Annotated in this window: 23 protein-coding genes; 12 read left to right on the top strand and 11 right to left on the bottom strand. The window is 68.8% G+C overall.

Annotated elements, in window-relative coordinates; translation table 11 throughout:
• Positions 1-61: 61 nt before the first annotated feature.
• From AC1MBW_RS14120 to tkt, 3 genes are read right to left on the bottom strand one after another with little or no spacing between them, the layout of a single operon-like run.
• Positions 62-1,657 carry a glucose-6-phosphate isomerase gene (locus AC1MBW_RS14120; RefSeq protein WP_480024868.1) on the bottom strand — a complete coding sequence of 532 codons (1,596 nt, stop codon included), beginning with the start codon at positions 1,655-1,657 and terminating at the stop codon, positions 62-64.
• On the bottom strand, positions 1,654-2,781 hold the full coding sequence (gene tal, locus AC1MBW_RS14115) for a transaldolase (RefSeq protein ID WP_054146094.1): 1,128 nt from the start codon (positions 2,779-2,781) through the stop codon (positions 1,654-1,656). The genes AC1MBW_RS14120 and tal overlap by 4 nt, the downstream gene beginning before the upstream one ends.
• A gap of 25 nt (positions 2,782-2,806) precedes the next feature.
• On the bottom strand, positions 2,807-4,900 hold the full coding sequence (gene tkt / locus AC1MBW_RS14110) for a transketolase (RefSeq protein ID WP_054146095.1): 2,094 nt from the start codon (positions 4,898-4,900) through the stop codon (positions 2,807-2,809).
• Between the two features lie 283 nt (positions 4,901-5,183).
• On the opposite strand from tkt, the gene AC1MBW_RS14105 reads away from it, so the two are divergent.
• Positions 5,184-6,107, top strand: coding sequence for a heme o synthase (locus tag AC1MBW_RS14105; protein WP_054146096.1), 924 nt, complete (start codon positions 5,184-5,186; stop codon positions 6,105-6,107).
• Positions 6,108-6,111: 4 nt separating this feature from the next.
• Positions 6,112-6,546, top strand: a complete 435-nt coding sequence (locus AC1MBW_RS14100; protein ID WP_480024867.1) for a GNAT family N-acetyltransferase — start codon at positions 6,112-6,114, stop codon at positions 6,544-6,546.
• A gap of 18 nt (positions 6,547-6,564) precedes the next feature.
• Here the strand turns inward: AC1MBW_RS14100 and AC1MBW_RS14095 are convergent, their stop codons facing one another.
• The gene (locus AC1MBW_RS14095; RefSeq protein ID WP_480024866.1) at positions 6,565-7,533 is read right to left on the bottom strand and encodes a COX15/CtaA family protein; all 969 of its coding nucleotides are present in this window, start codon (positions 7,531-7,533) and stop codon (positions 6,565-6,567) included.
• A 299-nt stretch (positions 7,534-7,832) separates the two neighbouring features.
• Here AC1MBW_RS14095 and sufB point away from each other — a divergent pair, with 299 nt between their 5' ends.
• The 5 genes from sufB to AC1MBW_RS14070 are packed head-to-tail and all read left to right on the top strand — an operon-like array spanning position 7,833 to position 11,944.
• A complete protein-coding gene (gene sufB, locus AC1MBW_RS14090) occupies positions 7,833-9,251 on the top strand; it encodes a Fe-S cluster assembly protein SufB (protein ID WP_055972817.1) in 1,419 nt (472 codons plus the stop codon).
• Positions 9,252-10,478, top strand: coding sequence for a Fe-S cluster assembly protein SufD (gene sufD / locus AC1MBW_RS14085; protein WP_480024865.1), 1,227 nt, complete (start codon positions 9,252-9,254; stop codon positions 10,476-10,478).
• Positions 10,478-10,810 carry a non-heme iron oxygenase ferredoxin subunit gene (locus AC1MBW_RS14080; protein ID WP_082059966.1) on the top strand — a complete coding sequence of 111 codons (333 nt, stop codon included), beginning with the start codon at positions 10,478-10,480 and terminating at the stop codon, positions 10,808-10,810. The genes sufD and AC1MBW_RS14080 overlap by 1 nt, the downstream gene beginning before the upstream one ends.
• A 13-nt stretch (positions 10,811-10,823) precedes the next feature.
• On the top strand, positions 10,824-11,609 hold the full coding sequence (gene sufC / locus AC1MBW_RS14075; protein ID WP_480024864.1) for a Fe-S cluster assembly ATPase SufC: 786 nt from the start codon (positions 10,824-10,826) through the stop codon (positions 11,607-11,609).
• A gap of 2 nt (positions 11,610-11,611) precedes the next feature.
• Positions 11,612-11,944, top strand: a complete 333-nt coding sequence (locus tag AC1MBW_RS14070) for a metal-sulfur cluster assembly factor (protein ID WP_043594998.1) — start codon at positions 11,612-11,614, stop codon at positions 11,942-11,944.
• 96 nt (positions 11,945-12,040) lie between these two features.
• On the opposite strand, the gene AC1MBW_RS14065 is transcribed toward AC1MBW_RS14070, so the two are convergent.
• Complete coding sequence (locus tag AC1MBW_RS14065) at positions 12,041-12,646, bottom strand: biotin transporter BioY (protein WP_480024863.1); 606 nt, start codon at positions 12,644-12,646, stop codon at positions 12,041-12,043.
• A gap of 148 nt (positions 12,647-12,794) precedes the next feature.
• Between AC1MBW_RS14065 and AC1MBW_RS14060 the strand changes: the two genes are divergently transcribed.
• Positions 12,795-14,393: an ABC-F family ATP-binding cassette domain-containing protein gene (locus tag AC1MBW_RS14060; protein WP_054146101.1), complete on the top strand. Its 1,599-nt coding sequence runs from the start codon at positions 12,795-12,797 to the stop codon at positions 14,391-14,393.
• A gap of 100 nt (positions 14,394-14,493) precedes the next feature.
• Here AC1MBW_RS14060 and AC1MBW_RS14055 read toward each other — a convergent pair whose 3' ends face one another.
• The 3 genes from AC1MBW_RS14055 to AC1MBW_RS14045 are packed head-to-tail and all read right to left on the bottom strand — an operon-like array spanning position 14,494 to position 15,952.
• A complete protein-coding gene (locus tag AC1MBW_RS14055) occupies positions 14,494-15,345 on the bottom strand; it encodes an SURF1 family cytochrome oxidase biogenesis protein (protein ID WP_480024862.1) in 852 nt (283 codons plus the stop codon).
• The gene (locus tag AC1MBW_RS14050; protein ID WP_043594994.1) at positions 15,342-15,578 is read right to left on the bottom strand and encodes a hypothetical protein; all 237 of its coding nucleotides are present in this window, start codon (positions 15,576-15,578) and stop codon (positions 15,342-15,344) included. The genes AC1MBW_RS14055 and AC1MBW_RS14050 overlap by 4 nt, the downstream gene beginning before the upstream one ends.
• Positions 15,578-15,952: a DUF3099 domain-containing protein gene (locus AC1MBW_RS14045; RefSeq protein ID WP_054146103.1), complete on the bottom strand. Its 375-nt coding sequence runs from the start codon at positions 15,950-15,952 to the stop codon at positions 15,578-15,580. The genes AC1MBW_RS14050 and AC1MBW_RS14045 overlap by 1 nt, the downstream gene beginning before the upstream one ends.
• 204 nt (positions 15,953-16,156) lie before the next feature.
• Here AC1MBW_RS14045 and fabG point away from each other — a divergent pair, with 204 nt between their 5' ends.
• Entirely contained in the window at positions 16,157-16,870 is a 714-nt protein-coding gene (fabG, locus tag AC1MBW_RS14040) for a 3-oxoacyl-ACP reductase FabG (RefSeq protein WP_480024861.1), read from the top strand.
• 60 nt (positions 16,871-16,930) lie between these two features.
• On the opposite strand, the gene serB is transcribed toward fabG, so the two are convergent.
• Both serB and AC1MBW_RS14030 read right to left on the bottom strand, forming a co-directional pair.
• Positions 16,931-17,569 (bottom strand): phosphoserine phosphatase SerB, encoded by a 639-nt coding sequence (serB, locus tag AC1MBW_RS14035; protein ID WP_054146105.1) that lies wholly within the window; start codon positions 17,567-17,569, stop codon positions 16,931-16,933.
• 53 nt (positions 17,570-17,622) lie between these two features.
• Complete coding sequence (locus AC1MBW_RS14030) at positions 17,623-18,864, bottom strand: glucose-1-phosphate adenylyltransferase (RefSeq protein WP_054146106.1); 1,242 nt, start codon at positions 18,862-18,864, stop codon at positions 17,623-17,625.
• Between the two features lie 47 nt (positions 18,865-18,911).
• Here AC1MBW_RS14030 and glgA point away from each other — a divergent pair, with 47 nt between their 5' ends.
• The 3 genes from glgA (at position 18,912) to AC1MBW_RS14015 (ending at position 21,259) form a co-directional block, all read left to right on the top strand.
• Positions 18,912-20,096: a glycogen synthase gene (gene glgA / locus AC1MBW_RS14025; protein WP_054146191.1), complete on the top strand. Its 1,185-nt coding sequence runs from the start codon at positions 18,912-18,914 to the stop codon at positions 20,094-20,096.
• A gap of 10 nt (positions 20,097-20,106) precedes the next feature.
• Positions 20,107-20,892 (top strand): ABC transporter ATP-binding protein, encoded by a 786-nt coding sequence (locus AC1MBW_RS14020; protein ID WP_054146107.1) that lies wholly within the window; start codon positions 20,107-20,109, stop codon positions 20,890-20,892.
• 118 nt (positions 20,893-21,010) lie between these two features.
• Positions 21,011-21,259: a type B 50S ribosomal protein L31 gene (locus AC1MBW_RS14015; protein ID WP_043594989.1), complete on the top strand. Its 249-nt coding sequence runs from the start codon at positions 21,011-21,013 to the stop codon at positions 21,257-21,259.
• A 155-nt stretch (positions 21,260-21,414) separates the two neighbouring features.
• Here the strand turns inward: AC1MBW_RS14015 and AC1MBW_RS14010 are convergent, their stop codons facing one another.
• Positions 21,415-22,137, bottom strand: a complete 723-nt coding sequence (locus AC1MBW_RS14010; RefSeq protein WP_480026123.1) for an exonuclease domain-containing protein — start codon at positions 22,135-22,137, stop codon at positions 21,415-21,417.
• Positions 22,138-22,175 lie beyond the last annotated feature (38 nt).

Raw genomic sequence — 22,175 nt, 5'->3', positions numbered from 1 at the left:
GGAGACCACCCGGGGGCAAGACGAAAGGGCCGGCGCCCGTGAGGACGCCGGCCCTTTCGGCTCAGCGGAGTGCGGCGGTGATGACCGGCAGTGCGGCCGCCACGTCGGTCACGGTCAGCGTAAGCACGGGACGACCGTGCTCCGCCAGGACCTTCGCGTCACCGGCGGCCTGTGCCTGCACGAGCTGCCCGAACGTGAACGGGCTGTCCGGGATCTCGAGATCGGTCGCGGGCACCTGCGTGATCTGCAGGAAGACACCGTTGGCGGGGCCCCCCTTGTGGTACTGACCCGTCGAGTGCAGGAAGCGCGGCCCCCACCCGAAGGTGACGGGACGCTGCGTGCGAGCCGCGAGGAGGTCACGGATCTCTTCAAGCTGCGGGTTCGCCACGCGGTCCACGTACGCCTGGATCGAGAGGTAGCCGTCGTCGCTCAGGTGCGAGAGCAGCGCGGCCACCGCCGACTCGAGCGTGTCGCCCAGTTCGACGCCTCCGACCTCGCGTACCTCGACGCCCTCGGCCGTGAAGGCCGGGGGAGTGGGCTCGGGACGGTCGTCGAGCAGCGCACGCGTCGCGATCTTCGCCGACTCGACGTCCGGCTGGTCGAACGGGTTGATGTCGAGCAGACGCCCGGCTACCGCGACGGCGTACTCCCAGACCATGATCTGGCCGCCGAGCGAACCCGAGATCTCGACCTCGCCGGGCGCGACCTCGCGGGTCTCGTCGGCGTTCGCCACGAGACGGACGACCTGCACGTCGTGCAGACCCGCCGTGATCTCGGGGGCGGAGGTCCCGATCACCACGGGGAGCAGTCCACGACCTTGCTTGCCGGTCGACTCGGCGATGAGCTGTTCGGCCCAGTCCGGGAACCCGACGATGTGGGTGCCGTCGGCGACGATCGCGATCTTGTCACGCAGCGGGGAGGTGCCCGCCAGCACGGCGCCCAGCACGAGGCCGGGGTTGTCGGCACGGTCCTGCGCCAACTCGACCGTGACGGCGTCGGCCTCGGCGAGCAGCTCGCGGATGTCGGCACCGGCCAGGCCGGACGGCACGAGGCCGAACGCCGAGAGGGCCGAGTAACGCCCGCCGATGTTGGGGTCGGCGTTGAAGACGCGGTAACCGGCCTCACGAGCCTGCCCGTCGAGGGGCGAACCCGGGTCGGTGACCACGACGATGCGCTCGACGGGGTCGATGCCCGCGTCGGTGAACGCCTTCTCGAACGTCTTGCGCTGGCTGGCCGTCTCGACGGTCGAACCCGACTTCGACGACACGACCAGCACGGTGCGCTCGAGACGGTCGGCGAGGGCCGTGAGGACCTGACCGGGCTCCGTCGCGTCGAGCACGGTGAGCTCGACACCGTAGGTGCGGGTGATGACCTCGGGCGCGAGCGACGAACCGCCCATGCCCGCGAGCACGACGTGGTCGACGCCCTTGGCGGCGAGCTCGTTGCGCAACGACTCGATCTCGTCGAGGAGCGGAGTCGAGACCACGACGGCCTCGGTCCAACCGAGACGCTTGGCCGACTCGTCCTCGGCGTCAGGGCCCCACAGGGTGGGGTTCTGAGCCGTGATGCCCGAAGCGACGAGGTCGCTCACGAGCTGCGGGACGACCGTCTCGACCGCCTGTGCCGCGTCTCCGCTGGCAGCGATGGTGATGGTCACTTGGACTCCCCGGCGGGCTTGGCTGCCTCGAGGGCCGCCGTGACCGTGTCGAGCAGTTCGTTCCACGACACGATGAACTTCTCGACGCCCTCTTTCTCGAGGGTCTCGGTCACGTCGTCGTACGAGACGCCCTGCGCGGCGATCGCGTCCATGGTCTCGTTGGCCGACGCGTAGGAGGCGCTGATCGTGTCGCCACGGATCTCACCGTGGTCGAAGGTCGCCTCGAGCGTCTTCTCGGGCATCGTGTTGACGACGTCCTGGGCGACGAGCTCGACCACGTAGGTGGTGTCGAGGACGGCGGGGTCCTTGACTCCGGTCGAGGCCCAGAGGGGACGCTGCTTGTTGGCACCGGCAGCGAGGAGGCCCTTGGCCCGCTCCGTGTCGAAGGCCTGCTGGTAGACCTCGTAGGCGAGCTGGGCGTTGGCCACGCCGGCCTTGCCCTTGAGTGCCTTGGCCTCGTCCGTTCCGACGGCGTCGAGGCGCTTGTCGATCTCGGTGTCGACACGCGAGACGAAGAACGAGGCGACCGAGTGGATCTCGGTGATGTCGATGCCGGCGGCCTTGGCCTGCTCGAGGCCCGTGAGGTACGCGTTAATGACGGCGCGGTAGCGCTCGAGGCTGAAGATCAACGTCACGTTGACGCTGATGCCCTGGGCGATGACCGCGGTGATGGCCTCGAGACCCTCGACGGTTGCCGGGATCTTGATGAGGGCGTTGGGGCGACCGACCTTGGCGGCCAGCTTGACCGCCTGGTCGATGGTGCCCTGGGCGTCGTGCGCCAGACCCGGCTCGACCTCGATCGACACGCGGCCGTCGAAGCCGTCGGTCGTGTCGTAGACCTCGCGGAAGATGTCGCAGGCACGGGTGACGTCGTCGGTCGTGATCTCGAAGACGGCGTCGGTGACGCTGACACCGGTCTTGGCGAGCAGGGCGACCTGGTCGTCGTAGGCCTCGCCCTTGGCCAGAGCCGAGGCGAAGATCGTGGGGTTGGTGGTGACGCCGACGACGTTGCGCTCGGCGATCAGCTTCTGCAGGCCGCCCGCGTTGATGCGCTCGCGCGAGAGGTCGTCGAGCCAGATGCTCACGCCGGCGGCGGAGAGCTGTGCGGTGTTCGAATCAGTCATGTTCTTCTTCTTCCTTTGTCGACGCTCAGAGAGCGGCGATCGAGTCCTTGGCGGCGGCGACGGCGGCTTCGGTCGTCATGCCGAACTGCTTGAACAGCGTCTTGTAGTCGGCCGAGGCGCCGAAGTGCTCGATCGACACGCTGCGACCGGCGTCGCCGACGATGCCGCGCCACGGCATGGCCACACCGGCCTCGATCGAGACGCGGGCCTTGACGGCGGCCGGGAGGACGGCCTCTTTGTACTCGTCGCTCTGCTCGTCGAACCACTCGATGCTCGGAGCCGAGACGACGCGGGCGTTGATGCCCTCGCCGCGCAAGACCTCACGGGCCTCGACGGCGATCTGCACCTCGGAGCCGGTCGCGACGAAGATCACGTCGGGCGTGCCGCCCGGCGCCTCGGCCAGGACGTAGGCGCCCTTGGCGACGTTCTTCGCCGACGCGAAGGTGTCGCCCTCGGCGTCACCGGTACCGCGCTCGAAGACGGGCAGGTTCTGGCGGCTGAGCGCGATGCCGGCGGGGCCGTGGTGGCGCTCCAGGATCGTCGCCCAGGCCCAGGCCGTCTCGTTCGCGTCGGCCGGACGCACGACGTCCAGGTCGGGGATCGCCCGCAGCGACGCGAGCTGCTCGATCGGCTGGTGGGTCGGCCCGTCCTCGCCGAGGGCCACGGAGTCGTGGGTCCAGACGTATATCGCGGGCGACTTCATCAGTGCCGCGAGACGGACCGCGGGGCGCATGTAGTCGCTGAAGATGAGGAAGGTGCCACCGAACGGGCGCGTGTTGCCGTGCAGCGTGATGCCGTTGAGGATGGCGCCCATCGCGTGCTCGCGGATGCCGAAGTGCAGCACGCGACCGTACGGGTCGCCGCTCCACTCGTCGGTCGACCACTCGGTCGGCACGAACGACTTCGAGCCCGTGATCGTCGTGAGGTTCGACTCGGCCAGGTCGGCCGAGCCGCCCCAGAGCTCGGGGACGACGCCGGCGAGGGCGTTGATGACCTTGCCCGATGCGGCGCGGGTCGAGACGTCCTTGCCTGCCTCGAAGACGGGGAGAGCCTCTTCGATGCCTTCGGGCAGCTCGTTCGCGAGGATGCGGTCGAGCATGACCTTCTTGTCAGGGTTGGCCGACGCCCAGGCGGCGAGCTTCTCGTCCCATTCGGCGTGCTGGGCCTGGCCGCGCTCGACGGCCTTGCGGGTGTGCTCGAGGACGGCGGGGTCGACGTCGAACGACTTCTCGGGGTCGAAGCCGAGGACCGACTTCAGGCCGGCGACCTCGTCGGCGCCCAGTGCCGAGCCGTGGATCTTGCCGGAGTTCTGCTTCTTGGGCGAAGGCCAGCCGATGATCGTCTTGAGGATGATCAGCGAGGGCTTGTCGGTGACGGCCTTGGCCTTCTCGATGGCGTCGTGCAGTTCGGCGACGTCCTCGACGTATTCACCCGTCTTCTTCCAGTCGACGACCTGGACGTCCCAGTCGTAGGACTCGAAGCGCTTGTGGACGTCCTCGGTGAAGGCGATGTTGGTGTCGTCCTCGATCGAGATCTGGTTCGAGTCGTAGATGGCGACGAGGTTGCCGAGCTTCTGGTGGCCGGCCAGCGACGCGGCCTCGCTCGTGACGCCCTCTTGCATGTCGCCGTCACCGGCGATGACGTAGACGAAGTGGTCGAACGGGCTCGTGCCGGGCGCGGCGTCGGGGTCGAACAGGCCACGCTCGAAGCGGGCGGCGTAGGCGAAGCCCACCGAGCTGGCGAAGCCCTGACCCAACGGACCGGTCGTGATCTCGATGCCGTCGGTGTGGCCGTACTCGGGGTGGCCAGGGGTCTTCGAGCCCCAGGTGCGGAGGGCCTCGAGATCGTCGAGCTCGAGACCGTAGCCACCCAGGTAGAACTGGATGTACTGCGTCAGCGAGCTGTGGCCGACGGACAGGATGAAGCGGTCGCGACCGATCCAGGTGCTGTCGCTCGGGTCACGACGCATGACCTTCTGGAAGAGCAGGTAGGCGGCGGGCGCCAGGCTCATCGCGGTGCCCGGGTGGCCGTTGCCGACCTTCTCGACCGCGTCGGCCGCGAGGACGCGGACCGTGTCTACTGCTTTGTTGTCAATGGATTCCCATTGCAGATCTGCCACTGGAAGTTGACCCTTCTTGATGCGAACTGCGCGGGGTCGATTCGCTCCCGCGCTGACGTGCGCCTGCCGAGACGTCGTCGGCTGGGTCGCACACACGCTGGGGGCGGGGATCGGGACGGTTCGTCCGGTGACTCGGGACCGAGAGGGCGTGCGACTGGCAAGCACCTGCAAGTATAGGGACGAACCCCCTCCGCCCGTCCGCATCCGGCCGGGGGCTCGCCGTCAGCGTCGACGTTCATCGCCTAGACTCCTCGGGCAAACCGTTCGTCTCGTTAGAGGACTCATGACCGCAGCCGTAGACATCCGCCCCGACACGTCACCCCGGGGCTTCCGTCGCAAGGCTCGGGCGTACGTCGCCCTCACGAAGCCCCGCGTGATGGAGCTCCTGCTCGTCACCACGGCGCCGACGATGTTCTTGGCCCAGGGCGGCATCCCCAACCTGTGGCTCGTCGCGGCGACGCTGATCGGCGGTGCCCTGAGCGCCGGCTCGGCCTCGGCCTTCAACTGCTACATCGATCGCGACATCGACCGCATCATGAAGCGCACCCAGGGTCGGCCGCTCGTCACGGGTGACGTCAGCGACCGCGAGGCGCTGGTCTTCTCGTACGTGGTCGGCGTCGCGTCGATCGTCTGGCTCGCCCTGACGGTGAACCTGCTCTCGGCGGCGCTCTCGCTCGGGGCCATCCTCTTCTACGTCGTCGTCTACACGCTCTGGCTCAAACGCCGCACGCCGCAGAACATCGTGTGGGGCGGGATCGCCGGGTGCATGCCCGTGCTCATCGGTTGGGCCGCCGTCACGAACGACCTCTCGTGGTCGGCCGTCATCCTCTTCATGGTGATCTTCCTCTGGACGCCGCCGCACTACTGGCCGTTGTCGATGAAGTACCGCGACGACTACGCCGCGGCCGACGTCCCGATGCTCGCCGTGGTGCGCGGCCGGTCCATCGTCGGCTTGCAGGTCATCCTCTACGCCTGGGCCACCGTGGTCTGCTCGTTGATCCTCGTCCCCGTCGCCGGCATGGGCGTGCTCTACACGGTCGTGGCCCTCGCCAGCGGCGCCTGGTTCGTCTGGGAGTCCCACCGCCTCTACAGCCGGGCCATCCAGCACGTCGCCGAGGTCCGGCCGATGCGCGTCTTCCACAGCTCGATCACGTACCTCACGCTGCTGTTCGTCGCCGTCGGCGTCGACCCCCTGCTCCCGTTCTAGCCTCGTGAGCCCCTCCGACTGGACGGTCCGTCCGGCGCGCCCGGACGACGTCGGACCACTGACCGATCTGAAGCTCGTCGTCCTGAGGCCCGAGTTCGAGCGTCTCGGCATCTGGAACCCGCCCCGCCACCGTGCTCGTTTCGTGCGCGAGTTCGCTGCCGACGAGACGCGGGTCGTCGAGGGCGACCAGCGCCTCCTCGGCTGCATGGCGCTGCACCCGGACGGCGACACGACCTGGCTCCGTCACTTCTACCTGGTCGAGGAGGCGCGAGGTCGCGGCATCGGAACCGCCCTGCTCGCCGAGGCGATCGGCTCGGTCACCACGGGGTCGATCACCCTCGACGTGCTCACCGGCAGTCGTGCCGTGTCGCTCTACGAGCGGACGGGATTCGTCATCGTCGACCAGGACGACGTCGACACCGTCATGCGTCGCGACTAGACCCCACGGTCGCGTCGATCAAGCGCGGACGGCGGCCGCCTCGACGATCGGTTCGACCTCGTCCGGTGCCTGGTCGTTGCGCAAGGAGAGCACGGCGGCGGTCGTCGCGGCGACGAGCAGCGCGGCCAGCACCATGTGACTGCCGACCAGCAGGGGCGGAAGTCCGGTGCGCGCTTGAGTGATGCCGACCGCGATCTGCACGAGCTCGACACCGAGCAGGGCGAGGGGGAACCGTCGGGGGAGGCCTGCCCGGATCGTCCAGACGACGACGGCCAGGGTGAGGGCGAGGGTGGCGTAGGCCGGCCAGCTGTGGACGTGGTCCATGATCGCCGGGTCGAGACCGTTGCGGGGCGTGGCCGCGTCACCGGCGTGCGGGCCGGAACCGGTCGTGAGGACGCCGACGACCACCGTGACGCCGACGACGGCCGCCGCCACGTGGACGAGCCGCGCGTAGCCCCGCGGAGTCGCCGCGTGGTGCCCCCGGGGCCCGCGGTACACCCGCCAGAGCAACGTGCTGGTCAGCGCGACGAGGACGATCGAGACGACGAAGTGGGCTCCGACGATGTAGGGGTTCAAGCCCGTGAGGACGGTGATGCCCCCGAGCACGGCCTGGAAGGGGATGCTCAGACCCTGCAGGAGGGTGAGCCAGAAGAAGTCGCGACGGACCGTGCGCATCCGCAGCACGAAGAGGAACGCGAGGATGACCACCAGGGTGAGCACGAAGGTGAGCAGACGGTTGCCGAACTCGATGACGCCGTGGATGCCCATCTCCGGCGTGCTGACGAACGAGTCGGCCGTGCAGCGGGGCCAGGTGGGGCAGCCGAGGCCCGATCCCGTGAGCCGCACCGCGCCTCCCGTGCCGATCAGCAGCACCTGACAGACGAACGACGCCCAGGCGATGAAACGGACCCGGCGGTCGACGGTCGTGGGGAGCCACGACCAGGCTCGGGTCAGGACTCCGGTGGCGCCCACCTGTGCGTTGCTCACGACTTGCTGCCTTTCGTCACTTTCGGCGGTCGGCCCTGTAGAATCAACGGGTTCAGGAACACGACCCGGCAGGGTGTCGACGGAGACATCCGAAGACCGTGAAATCCGCAGAAGCGGTGCACGGCCTTCACCACCAGTCTAAGCAACGCCACCTGACGACTCGATCACGTCGAGCGTCGACCGGCGAGGCGGCGACAGCCGGTGTGTTCGACTCGCAGGGCGAGCAACCGGGCCGCACCACCACCCGGGGAATGCCGTTCGGCCGACCCGTGTTCGGTCCGGCAGAGAAAGAGGTAGTCATGTCAGACGTGTTGATCGATCGACCCGAGCTCGCGAGCCTGGGGCAGTACGAGTTCGGCTGGTCCGACTCCGACACCGCGGGCGCCTCGGCGCGCCGAGGGGTGTCACCCGAGGTCGTCACCGACATCTCGAACCTGAAGAGCGAACCCGAGTGGATGCTCAAGAACCGGCTCAAGGGCCTGACGCTGTTCGAGCGCAAGCCCATGCCGACGTGGGGCGCCGACCTGTCGGGCATCGACTTCGACAACATCAAGTACTTCGTGCGCTCGACCGAGAAGCAGGCGACCACCTGGGACGAGCTGCCGGACGACATCAAGAACACCTACGAGAAGCTCGGCATCCCCGAGGCCGAGCGCAACCGCCTCGTGGCGGGCGTCGCCGCCCAGTACGAGTCCGAGGTGGTCTACCACCAGATCCGCGAAGACCTCGAGCAGCAGGGTGTCATCTTCATGGACACCGACACGGCGCTGCGCGAGCACCCCGAGCTCTTCCAGGAGTACTTCGGCACCGTCATCCCGGCCGGCGACAACAAGTTCGCCGCGTTGAACACGGCCGTCTGGTCGGGCGGCTCGTTCGTGTACGTCCCGAAGGGCGTCCACGTCGAGATCCCGCTGCAGGCGTACTTCCGCATCAACACCGAGAACATGGGTCAGTTCGAGCGGACGCTGATCATCGCCGACGAGGGCAGCTACGTCCACTACATCGAGGGCTGCACGGCTCCGATCTACAAGTCCGACTCCCTGCACTCGGCCGTGGTCGAGATCATCGTGAAGAAGAACGCCCGCGTTCGCTACACGACGATCCAGAACTGGTCCAACAACGTGTACAACCTGGTCACCAAGCGGGCGATCGCCCACGAGGGCGCGACCATGGAGTGGATCGACGGCAACATCGGCTCGAAGGTGACGATGAAGTACCCGTCGATCTACCTGGTCGGCGAGCACGCAAAGGGCGAGACCCTGTCCGTCGCCTTCGCGGGCCCCGGTCAGCACCAGGACGCCGGCGCGAAGATGATCCACATGGCGCCCTACACGACGTCCTCGATCGTCTCGAAGTCGATCGCCCGAGGCGGCGGTCGCGCGGGTTACCGTGGCGAGGTGCGCGTCGACGAAGCGGCCCACCACGCGGCCAACACGGTCCGTTGTGACGCCCTGCTGGTCGACACGATCTCTCGTTCCGACACGTACCCCGCCATCGACATCCGGGTCGACGACGTCCAACTGGGTCACGAGGCCACCGTGTCGCGGGTCAGCGAAGAGCAACTCTTCTACCTCATGTCGCGCGGCATGGCCGAAGACGAAGCGATGGCCATGATCGTCCGTGGCTTCATCGAGCCCATCGCCCGCGAGCTCCCGATGGAGTACGCGCTCGAACTCAACAAGCTCATCGAGATGAGCATGGAAGGATCAGTCGGCTAGATGTCCGCCGCAGCACCCACCACCACACCAGAGTCCACCACCACGCCGGGCGTCCAGCACGGCGCCGGTGCCCACAGCGACGGCGGCTGGGGCCTCGTGCCCGTGCAGACGCGTTCCGAGCGGTTCACCTCGGTCGACCCCGCGGCGTTCCCCGACGTGACCGGGCGCGAGGTGGACTGGAAGCTCAGCCCGGTGTCGCGCCTCCGTCCGTTGATCGACGGTGACCTCGACGGCTCGCCCTATGCCTACCTGGCTCGAGAGACGCCCGGCGCCACCGTCGAATGGATCGACCGCAGCGACTCTCGGGTCGGCACGGCCGGAACGCCCGAAGACAAAGCGGCGGCGAACGCGTGGTCGAGTGCCGAGAAGGTCCTGGCCGTGACGCTCACGGGCGACGAGCCGTCGGCGATCACCGTCGGACGCTCGGGTCTCGATCGCGAGCCACGGGCCGGTCACACCCTGATCCACGCCAAGGCGAACAGCCAGGCCATGGTCGTCCTCCGCAACACCGGGTCGGCGCAACTGGTCGAGAACGTCGAGATCGTCGTCGACGAGGGTGCGCACCTCACCGTCGTCACCCTGCAGGAATGGGACGACGACGCGGTGCACCTCGCGAGCCACCACGCCCGCATCGGTCGCGACGCCCAGCTCAAGCACTTCGTCGTCAGCCTCGGCGGATCGGTCGTCCGGGTCAACCCGTCGGCCCACCTGGCAGAGCAGGGTGCCGACGCCGAACTCTACGGCGTCTACTTCGCCGACGCCGGCCAGCACCTCGAGCAGCAGGTCTACGTCAACCACGACGCCCCCAAGACGCGGAGCCGCGTCAACTACAAGGGTGCCCTCCAGGGTGCCGGTGCCCGGACGGTGTGGATCGGTGACGTTCTCATCGGACGGACGGCTCCCGGAACCGACAGCTACGAGCAGAACCGCAACCTGGTGCTGAGCGAGGGCACGCGCGCCGACTCGATCCCGAACCTCGAGATCGAGACCGGCGACATCGAGGGCGCGGGTCACGCCAGCGCGACCGGTCGCTTCGACGACGAGCACCTCTTCTACCTGCAGTCGCGCGGCATCTCCGAGCACGAGGCACGCCGCCTGGTGGTGCTCGGCTTCCTCGTCGAGGTCATCCAGAAGATCGGCGACGCCGACCTGCAGGCCCGGCTCGTTGACGCCATCGAGGTCGAACTCGCCGCGGGCGAGGCGACGTCGACCGAGACGGTCGCCTGATGGCGACGAAGGTCTGCGGCGTCGACGACGTCAGCCCCTCCCAGGCGCACCGCGTCGTCGTCGACGGTGTCGCGATCGCCGTCGTGAAAGACAGTGCCGGCACGATCCACGCGATCGGTGACACCTGCACCCACGGCGACATCTCGCTCTCCGAGGGCTTCGTCGAGGACGACACCCTCGAGTGCTGGGCCCACGGCTCGAAGTTCGAGCTCACCACCGGCAAGCCGCTCACGCTGCCCGCCTACGAACCCGTACCGGTCTTTTCGGTCTCCGTCATCGACGGCGAGGTGTACGTCGACACCACCTCGACCTCCACCGGCGCCGCACAGTAAAGGAACAGAACGCATGTCCACTCTCGAGATCCGCGACCTCAAGGTCAGCATCGACACCGACGCCGGCCCCAAGCCCATCCTCAAGGGCGTCGACCTCACCATCAACGAGGGCGAGATCCACGCCGTCATGGGCCCCAACGGCTCGGGCAAGTCGACCCTCGCCTACACGATCGCCGGCCACCCCCGCTACAACGTCGACGGGGGCTCCATCCTGCTCGACGGTCGCGAGGTGCTCGAGATGAGCGTCGACGAGCGCGCCAAGGCGGGTCTCTTCCTCGCCATGCAGTACCCCGTCGAGATCCCCGGTGTCACGGTCTCGAACTTCCTCCGCACGGCCAAGACCGCCCTCGACGGCGAGGCCCCGGCCATCCGCGGGTGGATCAAGGACCTCCGCGAGTCGATGAACGCCCTCAAGATGGACTCGGCCTTCGCCGAGCGCAACGTCAACGAAGGCTTCTCGGGTGGTGAGAAGAAGCGACACGAGATCATGCAGCTCGAGCTCCTCAAGCCGAAGTTCGCCGTCCTCGACGAGACCGACTCCGGTCTCGACGTCGACGCGCTGAAGATCGTCTCCGAGGGCGTCAACCGTGCCAAGGCCAACACCGGGCTCGGTCTGTTGCTCATCACGCACTACACGCGCATCCTGCGCTACATCAAGCCCGACTTCGTCCACGTGTTCGTCGACGGCCACGTCGCCGACGAGGGTGGCCCCGAGCTGGCCGACCGCCTCGAGAACGAGGGTTACGACCGGTACGTCACGGCTGCCGCGGCCGAGGCCGCTGCGACCCCGGCGGTCTGACCGTGGCCGTCGCACTCAGCCCCGAGAAGTTCGATCAGACCATCGAGGCACTGAAAGAGGTCGTCGACCCCGAGCTGGGCGTCAACATCGTCGATCTGGGACTCATCTACGACCTCGCGATGGACGAAGAGCACGAGAACGCGCTCATCATCAGCATGACGCTGACGAGCGCGGGTTGCCCGTTGACGGATGTCATCGAGGGAGACACCGCCAACGCCCTCGACGGTGTCGTCGACGCCTTCCGCATCAACTGGGTGTGGATGCCGCCGTGGGGTCCCGATCGCATCACTGACGACGGTCGCGACATGATGCGCGCGATCGGGTTCTCCATCTGAACCCTGCCCGTCGGCACGATGACGAAGCCCCGCCCCTCCGAGAGGGGCGGGGCTTCGTCGTGCGTCCTCGACGATCACGCCGGGGAGCAGGAGGCGCTAGTCACCGATGCGCTTCAGCGCACGCCAGGCGAGAGGCAGGGCCGCCGCCGCGATCAGCCACTTGGCGATGCCGCCGACGATGAACGGGTACAGGCCGGCCGCGAGGACACTCGGCAGGTCGTTCGGCAGACCCAACGAACCGAGCACGACCGCCAGATAGGGAAGGCCCACGGCGAAGGGGATGAGGCTCGCCAGGAAGAAGGCGGCCGCCGAGCGCCACCACTTCTTGTCCCAGTCCCGCTCGGACAGCCAGCCGATGACGGCCGCCGCCACGACGAAGCCGATCACGAAGCCGAAGCTCGGCTGGAGGACGCTGAGGGGGCCGCCCGAGAACTCGGCGAAGATCGGCAGTCCGGCGACGCCCAGCACCAGGTAGGTGGCCAGGGAAAGCGCGCCGCGACGCGCGCCGAGGGACGCGCCGACGAGCATCACGCCGAGCGTCTGTCCCGTGACGGGCACCGGCCAGAGCGGCACCTGCACCTGCGCGAGGGCCGAGACGACGGCGACCCCACCGAGGACGAGGGCCACGTCGGTGGCGGCGCCCCGGGCCACCAGACGGTCGGCGAGGACCGGCCGTGAGGTCGATGCGGCAGTGTTCGTCATGGGGACTCCTAGAATGGGTAGGTTGATCGGCCGAGCGGCTGGTCGGCAGCGCAGTGCTGCGACCCTCTCCACACGACGTCCCCATCCTATGGGCGGCCCCCTTCCGGGCCCCGTTGTGGACTCCTCACCAATCGATTGGACATCTGCTGTGCTCTCCGTGCACGATCTCGAGATCCGCGTCGGCGCGCGCCTCCTCATGGCCGACGTCTCGTTCCGGGTCGACCGGGGCGACAAGATCGGCCTCGTCGGCCGCAACGGCGCCGGCAAGACGACCATGACCAAGACGCTTGCCGGTGAGACCCTCCCGACGGGCGGCAAGATCGAGCGCTCCGGCGAGATCGGCTACCTGCCGCAGGACCCTCGCAGCGGCAACCCCGAAGACCTCGCCCGGACGCGCATCCTCGACGCCCGAGGTCTCGGCCAGCTGCTGCTCGGCATCCAGGAAGCGACCCTCGCCATGGGCGACCCCGATCCTGACGTCGCCGCGCGCGCCATGAAACGCTACGGCGACCTCGACGACCAGTTCAACGCCCTCGGCGGGTACGCAGCCGAGGCCGAGGCCGCCTCCATCGCGAGCAACCTCAGCCTGCCGGACCGCATCCTCGACCAGCCCCTGTCGACGTTGTCGGGTGGTCAGCGCCGACGCATCGAGCTGGCCCGCATCCTGTTCTCGGCGGCCGACACGATGATCCTCGACGAGCCCACGAACCACCTCGACGCCGACTCGGTCGTCTGGCTCCGCGAGTACCTGAAGACCTACCAGGGCGGCGTCATCGTCATCAGCCACGACATCGAACTCGTCGAGGAGGTCGTCAACCGCGTCTTCTACCTCGACGCCAACCGCCAGGCCATCGACGTCTACAACATGGGGTGGCGCAACTACCAGCGGCAGCGTGCTGCCGACGAGGAGCGCCGCAAGAAAGAGCGCTCGAACGCCGAGAAGCAGGCCTCGGCCCTGCAGAAGCAGGCGGCCCGGTTCGGCGCGAAGGCGTCGAAGGCCGCTGCGGCCCACCAGATGGTGGCACGAGCCGAGAAGCTCCTCTCCGGCCTCGACGAGGTCCGCGCGGTCGACCGCGTGGCCAAGCTGCGCTTCCCGACGCCGGTGGCGTGCGGAAAGACGCCCCTCATGGCCTCGAACCTGTCGAAGAGCTACGGCTCGCTCGAGATCTTCACCGCCGTCGACCTCGCCATCGACCGTGGCTCGAAGGTCGTCATCCTGGGCCTGAACGGTGCCGGCAAGACCACCCTGTTGCGCATCCTCGCCGGGGTAGACGAGCCCGACACCGGGCAGCTCGAGCCGGGCCACGGGCTGCGGGTCGGCTACTACGCCCAGGAGCACGAGACGATCGACGTCAAGCGCAGCGTGCTCGAGAACATGGTGTCGTCCTCGCCGAACATCACCGAGATGGAGGCGCGGCGAGTGTTGGGCTCGTTCCTCTTCACGGGCGACGACTCGGCCAAGCCGGCCGGTGTGCTGTCCGGCGGCGAGAAGACACGGCTGGCTCTGGCGATGATCGTCGTCTCGGGGGCGAACGTCCTCCTGCTCGACGAGCCCACCAACAACCTCGACCCCGCGAGCCGCCTCGAGATCCTCGACGCCCTGAGCAACTACGAGGGTGCCGTCGTCCTGGTGAGCCACGACGAGGGCGCCGTCGAGGCCCTGAACCCCGAGCGAGTGCTGATCATGCCCGAGGGCACCGAGGACCACTGGACCCCGGACTACTCCGACTTGATCAACTTGGCGTGATCACCCCGGCCTGACCAGGTCCGCAGCCGCAGCCGCAGCCCCGGTCGGCGCCATGGTCAGCGGCGTACGGCGCCGTGGTCAGCGGCGTACGGCGCCGTGGTCAGCGGCGCGCGCCGTCGAGGATCTCGTCCTCGACGTCGTTGTCGTGGCGGGGCCGGGCGTCGCGACGACGCTGCCGTTCGGCCTCACGCTCGACGAGTTCGTCGTCGTCGGCGTTCTGGTTGCGGTACTCCTGTCGGAAGACGTAGAACAGGAAACCGAAGGCTCCGACCGCGAACATCAACCACTGGACGAAGTACGACAGGTTGAGGCCCGTGTCGATCTCGGGCTTCGAGGACGGCACGGGTGCCGTGGCTGGCACGGGGCTCTCGCTGACGACGAGCCCGTAGGCACTCGAGTAGACGGGCTGCCCGACGCGGGACTCGACCTCGCTGAGCTGGATGGTCGCGATCTGGTTCGTCCCGGGAACGCCCGTCCGGTCGCCCAGGGCCGGTTCACCCGGTTTCAGGCGTGCGACCACCGTGACGTCGCCCGACGGAGGCGCGGGCACGACGTCGGGGGAGTCCTGGGCGTTGCCGGTCGGCACCCAGCCGCGGTCGACGACGAAGATCTGGCCCTGGGTGGTGCGGAACGGCACGAGGACCTCGAAGCCCGGCTGCCCGTTGAGCGGGCGGTTGCGCACCAGCAACTCGTCGTCGGCGAGGTAGCGCCCGGTCATCTCGACCGGCTGCCACTCTTGAGCGGCATCGTAGGACGACAGCTCGGGCAACGCCTGTTGCAGGGGGATCGGGTCGGCGTCGTAGGTCTGCTCGAGCTGGTGCACGACCGCGAGCTTCTCGTCGTGCCGCGACCACTGCCAGTGGGCGAGGAACACGCAGATGATCGCGAAGACGACGGCGACGGCGAGGTAGCCCAGCCATCTGCGCGAGAGGGCGAAGCGGATGTTCGTCACCGCGCCTCCGTTCCGACCTGTTCGACGACCTCTGACACCCCCGTCACGACGACCGGGAAGTCACGTGCCTCGAGGAACTCGCGCAGGAAGTCGACGTGCTCGTCGCATGCCGACCACACCTTGACCCGGTCGATGCCGTGGATCTTGGGATTGCGCCAGTGAACATTATGCCGTGCCTCGGCTCGACAGGAGGCGCGAGAGCACTGCACGCCGACGGGATCGAGGCCGAGCATCAGGCGCTCCGCCGATCGTGATCCGCCTCGCCGGGCACGTCGTCGGACGAGGCGGCGGGGCCGGCAGGACCTGAGTCGCCGTCGACCACGGTCGGCCGGAACGGCGCCTGCGGCTCGCGGTAGAGCTCGATGCCGCCCGGGCTCTCGACCGCGTCGCCCGCCTCGTGGCCCACGTTCGCGAAGACGACGGCGATGTAGGGGATGACGACGGCACCGATGACGGGCAACAGGGTCCACCAGCCGAGAGGGAAGACGAAGCAGAGGGCGATGCAGACCAACCTGATGCCCATCGCCACCAGGTACTTGACCATGCGGGAGTGCCGGTCGTCGGTGGGGGAGGGCGGAAGGGACGTGATCGTGTTCGAGGCCTTCACGGGGCACACCTCGATGTCGGGAAGAGGGCGGACGCACCACGGACGGGTGCCGGACGGATCTCGGGACGAGACGCCCGGGGGACCGCCTCGATCCTAAGACCCGGGTCCGACAGTAGGCTGGTCGGCGGCCTGCCGATCACAGGTTCGCCGTTCCGCGCCGCGACCTCGCGGCCACCGTCGAGATCGCTCACGAGGAGACAACCCATGACCACGCCCCGCACCGTCCTCGTCACCGGCGGCAACCGAGGCATCGGCTTCGCCATCGCCGAAGAGTTCGTCGCCCAGGGTCACCGCGTCGCCGTCACGGCCCGCAGCGGGCAGGGCCCCGAGGGCACGCTCACCGTCGCCGCCGACGTCACCGACGCCGCGTCGATCGACGCGGCCTTCAGCACCGTCGAGGCCGAGCTCGGGCCGGTCGAGGTCGTCGTCGCCAACGCCGGCATCACGAAGGACGGTCTGCTCATGCGCATGACCGAGGACGACTTCACCTCGGTCGTCGACACCAACCTCGGCGGCGCCTTCCGCGTCGTCAAGCGGGCGTCCAAGGGCATGCTCAAGGCCCGCTTCGGACGCATCGTCCTCGTGTCGAGCGTCGTCGGCCTCTACGGCGGCCCGGGCCAGGCCAACTACGCCGCCTCGAAGGCGGGCCTGGTCGGCTTCGCCCGCTCGCTGACCCGCGAGCTCGGAGCCCGCGGCATCACCGCCAACGTGGTGGCCCCCGGCTTCGTCGAGACCGACATGACCGCCGTCCTGCCCGAGGCGCAGCAGGCCGAGTACAAGAAAAGCATCCCCGCCGGCCGGTACGGCACCACGGCAGAGGTCGCGAAGACGATCACGTGGCTCGCGGGCGACGACGCCGCCGCCTACATCTCGGGGGCCGTGATCCCGGTCGACGGCGGCCTCGGAATGGGCCACTAGGTCCGACCACGCAGGAGGCGCGGGTCGTCCCCGCGAGGGACGCCCGCCTCCCGCCGCGGGTCAGCCGCGCAGTCCGAGCAGGGGCAGCAGCTGGGACAGGTCGTTCGTCCCGACGACCACGTCGGCTCGCTCACGGACCCGCGGCTTGGCGTTGAACGCGACCGAGAGTCCCGCGACGGCCATCATCTCGAGATCGTTGGCGCCGTCACCGACGGCGACGGTCTGCGCGAGGCCGACCCGCGCCTCCTCGGCCCATTGCCGCAGGGCGGCGGCCTTGGCGTGCGCGTCGATCACCGGACCGGAGACCCGTCCGGTCAGCCGGCCGTCCCGCACCTCGAGACGGTTGGCCCGGCGGAAGTCCAGACCCAGGTCGTCGGCCAGCGGGTCGAGGGTCTCGTGGAACCCGCCCGACACGACGCCGACGAGGCCACCCGCGGCGTGGACGACGTCGAGGAGGTCACGGACGCCGCGGGTCGGCGTGAGGCGCGAACGCACCTCTGCGAAGACGGACTCGGGCAACCCCTCGAGGGTCGCGACGCGCTCGGCGAGACTCGCGGCGAAGTCGAGCTCACCCGCCATCGCCCGGGACGTGACGTCCTCGACGCGATCTCGCGAACCGGCGGCGTCGGCCAGCAGCTCGATCACCTCGTCCTCGATCAGGGTGGAGTCGACGTCGAGGACGATGAGGAAACGCGGCACGCCGACAGCCTAGGGCCGTCGGCGCACCGCGCCTCTCGTGTGACCCCGGACGACTACTGGTCGACCCGGACCCCCTTGCCGACCACCGTGATGCCGGACGGCGTGACGGTGAAGCCGCGGGCCCGGTCGGCCTCGGGATCGACGCCGACGGAGGCCCCGGCCGCGATGACGACGTCCTTGTCGAGGATCGCCCGGTTGACGACGGCGTTCGGGCCGACGTGCGCCCGCTCGAAGACGACCGAGTCGACGACGCGTGAACCGCTGTCGAGGGTGCACCAGGGACCCAGGACGCTGCGTTCCACGTGCGCACCCGAGAGCAGCGAACCCAGCGACACGATCGAGTCGATCGTCGTGCCGAGGTTGCCGTGGCCGTCCCGGACGAACTTCGCGGGGGGCGAGTTGAGCTGCTGGCTGAAGATCGGCCAGTCGGTGTTGTAGAGGTTGAAGATCGGCAGGGCCGAGATCAGGTCTCGGTGCGCGTCGTAGAACGAGTCGATGGTGCCGACGTCGCGCCAGTAGTAACGATCGCGCTCGGTCGACCCGGGCACCTCGTTGCGGTTGAGGTCGTAGACGGCCGCGTCGCCACGGGAGACGAAGTCGGGCACGATGTCGCCGCCCATGTCGTGGTTCGAGTCGGGCTTCTCGCCGTCGCGCAGGACGGCGTCGATCAGGACGTCCGCGTCGAACACGTAGTTGCCCATGGACGCGAGGATCTCGTCGGGGGAGTCCGGGAGGCCCGTGGCGTCCGTGGGCTTCTCGAGGAACCGGCCGATGCGCGTCGGGTCGTCCGAGTCGACCTCGATGACGCCGAACTGGTCGGCGAGGGAGATGGGCTGACGGATGGCGGCCACGGTGACCCCGGCACCCGAGGCGATGTGCGCCTCGATCATCTGGGAGAAGTCCATGCGGTAGACGTGGTCGGCACCCACCACCACGACGATGTCGGGTTTCTCGTCACGCAGCAGGTTGAGGCTCTGCAGGATGGCGTCGGCGCTGCCGGCGAACCAGCGCTTGCCGAGTCGCTGCTGGGCCGGGACCGAGGCGACGTACGCCCCGAGCAGACCCTCGATGCTCCAGGTCTGCGAGACGTGGCGGTCGAGGCTGTGCGACTTGTACTGGGTCAACACGACGATCTGCCGCAGACCCGAGTTGATCAGGTTCGACAGGGCGAAGTCGATGAGACGGTAGTTGCCACCGAACGGGACAGCGGGTTTCGCGCGGTCGGCGGTCAGCGGCATCAGGCGTTTGCCCTCGCCACCAGCCAGGACGATGCCGAAGATCTTCTTTGATGCCATGGGGCCAGAATGGCACGATTCGCGGTCGCACGACTACGGTGAACCACGTGCGAGTCGATGTCATCACCAAGGAATACCCGCCCAACGTCTACGGGGGCGCGGGCGTCCACGTCGTCGAACTCGTCAAGGCCCTGCGTCAGGGCGTCGAGGTGCAGGTGCGGGCGTTCGGCGAGGTCGACCCCGAACCCGACACGACCGGGTACCCCGACCTGCCCCAGCTCGACCAGGCGAACGCCACCCTGCGCACCCTCGGTGTGGATGTCACCATGGCCCAGGACGTCGCCGGAGCCGACGTCGTCCACAGCCACACCTGGTACGCGAACGCGGCCGGCCAGCTGGCCCAGATGCTGCACGGCGTCCCTCACGTCCTGACGGCCCACAGCCTCGAACCGCTGCGCCCCTGGAAGGCCGAACAGCTCGGTGGCGGCTACCGCGTCTCGAGCTGGATCGAGCGCCAGGCCTACGAGACCGCCGATCGCGTGATCGCCGTCAGCGACGGCATGCGCCGTGACATCCTGCGCTCCTACCCGTCGATCGACGAGTCGAAGGTCCAGGTCGTGTACAACGGCATCGACCTCGAGGGGTGGCAACGCGTCGACGACGCCGAGCTGGTCCGGGGCCTGGGCATCGACCCCGACCGCCCGTCGGTCGTCTTCGTCGGTCGCATCACCCGTCAGAAGGGCCTCCCGTACCTGCTGCGCGCGGCGAAGCTGCTGCCCGCCGACGTGCAGCTCGTGCTCTGCGCCGGTGCGCCCGACACCCCCGAGATCATGGCCGAGGTCACGGGCCTGGTCCGCGAGCTCCAGGAAGAGCGCACCGGGGTCGTCTGGATCGACACCGTGCTGCCCCGGCACCAGCTCAGCGCCGTGCTGAGCCAGGCCACCACCTTCGTCTGCCCTTCGGTCTACGAGCCCCTGGGCATCGTCAACCTCGAGGCGATGGCCTGCGGCGTGCCCGTCGTGGGGTCCGACACGGGTGGCATCCCCGAGGTCGTCGCGGACGGCCTGACCGGCCGCATCGTGCCCCTCGAGCAGGTGCAGGACGGCACCGGCACCCCGGTCGACCCCGACCGCTTCGTCGCCGACCTGGCGGCCACGCTCACCGAGGTCGTCTCCGACCCGGCCCTCGCACGCCTCATGGGGCGGGCCGGCCGCATGCGGGCCGAAGAAGAGTTCTCGTGGTCACGGATCGCCGAGCAGACCTTGGGGATCTACGAGGGCCTGCTCAACTAGGCTGAGCAGCATGCCTACCGTCCTGCAGCTGACCGATGTCTCGATCGTCCGAGGCGGCACCGCCGTCGTCGACAAGCTGACCTGGACGGTCGACTCCGACGAGCGCTGGGTCGTGCTCGGGCCGAACGGTGCCGGCAAGACCAGCCTGCTCCAGGTGGCCGCCGCGCAGAGTCACCCCTCGTCGGGCGAGGCAAGCATCCTCGGCTCCGACCTCGGCTCGGTCGACCTGTTCGACCTGCGGCCGCGCATCGGCTTCGCCTCGACGGCCATCGCCCGTCGCATCCCCGCCAAAGAGAAGGTCGTCGACGTCGTCCTGACGGCCGCCTACTCGGTCACCGGTCGCTGGAACGAAGAGTACGAGGGCGTCGACGTCCGTCGGGCGCACCGCGTTCTCGACGAGTGGAAGCTCGACCACCTCTCGGACCGCACGTTCGGCGAGCTGAGCGACGGCGAGCAGAAGCGCGTCCAGATCGCCCGCTCGGTCATGACCGACCCCGAGCTGCTGCTCCTCGACGAGCCGGCCGCGAGCCTCGACCTCGGCGCCCGCGAAGAGCTGCTGCAGATGCTGTCGGGCTACGCCTCGTCCGAGGGCGCTCCGGCCATCGTCATGGTGACCCACCACGTCGAAGAGATCCCCCGGGGCTTCACGCACGCCCTGTTGCTCGACCACGGCTCCGTCGTCGCGGCCGGTCCGCTCGACGAGGTCATCACGGCCGAGACCCTCGGCGCCACCTTCGGCGTCGAGCTGCGGGTCGAGTCCGACGGGGGCCGGTACTCGGCCCGCGCAGCCGGCTGACCCGCGCCTCCTACGATCCGGGCTGTCGGTCTGGTATCGTTGACAGCTGGTCCGCAGCGTCGCTGCGCGTGCCTCCTGAACTCACCATCATCACTCGTTCGCTAGACCTAGGACAATCATGAAGACCGACATCCACCCCGAGTACAAGCAGATCGTCTTCCGGGACCTCGCATCGGGCGCCACGTTCCTCACGCGCTCCACCACGACGAGCGACAAGACCATCGAGCTCGACGGTGAGACCTACCCGGTCATCGACGTCGAGATCTCGTCCGAGTCGCACCCGTTCTACACAGGCAAGCAGCGCATCCTCGACTCGGCCGGCCGCGTCGAGAAGTTCAACTCGCGCTACAAGAACTTCGGCAAGTAGGCCTCAGCCCGCAGCCCTGTCAGAGGCGGTCCACTTCGGTGGGCCGCCTCTTTCGCGTACCCGGGCGACACGCCTCGGCTGGGTCCCCGACGTCAGGCCACGTGGAAAGCGCGAGAGGCCCGCAAGACCCGAGGAGGCGCGGGGCGCGACCCCACTCAGGCGAACGGGAGAGGGCGGTGCGGCCAGTCGCCGTGCGCCGTGAAGGTGGGGTCCTTCGCCCGGCGCATGTACTGCTGGAAGCTCTCGGCCTGGGTCGAGCACCAGCCGACCTGGAGATCGTGCAGCTCGGTGACGGGCACGTCGAGCCGGTCGGGGTACCGCTTGGCCATCGCCTGGGCCACGCGACCCGCGGCGATCGCGTCGGCCCCGGCGTCGTGCGCGTCGTCGAGCGACACGCCGTAGACCGCGGCGGCGGCCTCGAGGGTGCGCTTGCCCTTGCGATAGGTGTCGACGGCCTTGTCGATGACGAGGGGGTCGACGACGCAACCGATCTCGCCGACCTCACCCAACGGCTCGACGCCGTGGCGGCGGGCCTCGCGGTCGAGCAGGGTGAGGTCGTACGGCGCGTTGTAGACGACCAGCGGCACGCCGCGAGCGAAGACGGCCCGGATGGCCGCGACGATCTCGGCCACGACCTCGGCGGCCGGACGCCCCTCGGCGCGGGCCCGCTCGGTGGAGATGCCGTGCACGGCACTGGCCTGCTCGGGGATCTCGACACCGGGGTCTGCCAACCATTCGCCATGGGCGACGGTGGCCCCGGTGGCATCGATCAGGCCGACGTGGGCGGTCACGATGCGGGCCGTCTCGACGTCGATGCCGGTGGTCTCGAGGTCGAAGACGCCGAGGGCCTGCCACCAGACGGCCGGCGGCTCGCCCACGGCCGCGAGGTCGGGAGCGGTGCCGGGCGTCTCGGTGT

This window comes from Frigoribacterium sp. AP1 (assembly GCF_056680555.1).
This window is presented reverse-complemented; position numbering and strand designations above follow the sequence as displayed.